The organism is Acinetobacter sp. GN11 (genome assembly GCF_054823985.1).
The window spans coordinates 1-391 of record NZ_JRVL01000327.1; the positions used below are offsets into that span (position 1 = coordinate 1).

Sequence of the window (391 nt, forward strand, 5' to 3'; positions counted from 1 at the left end):
CACCACCAAGTTCATGATGATGGCAGAAACTGGAATACCCGCATTTAAGAACAACTCAACAAACGGACTTTTGTCTGCACGAATATGATCCCACGGGGTTACTGACATCACAATAAAGAGTGCTAATACATAGAACAAAATAATACGTACAGGAATCGCGTTAATTGCTTTCGGTAAATTCTTCTCTGGATCTTTCGTTTCAGCAGCCGTTGTACCAATCAGTTCAACCCCGACAAAAGCAAAGACAGCAATCTGGAAACCAGCCAAGAAGCCTTCGGTACCTTTGGGGAATAAACCGCCATGCGACCAAACATTACTTATGCTTGCTACAGCACCTTGTGGAGCTTGGAAATGGCTGAAAATCATGTAGCCACCCACACCAATCAGGCCA

1 protein-coding gene is annotated in these 391 nt (G+C 44.2%); it reads right to left on the bottom strand.

Annotated elements, in window-relative coordinates; all coding sequences use genetic code 11:
• On the bottom strand, positions 1 to 391 hold a 391-nt coding region (locus NL42_RS18870), incomplete at both ends, for an amino acid permease (protein WP_461313913.1).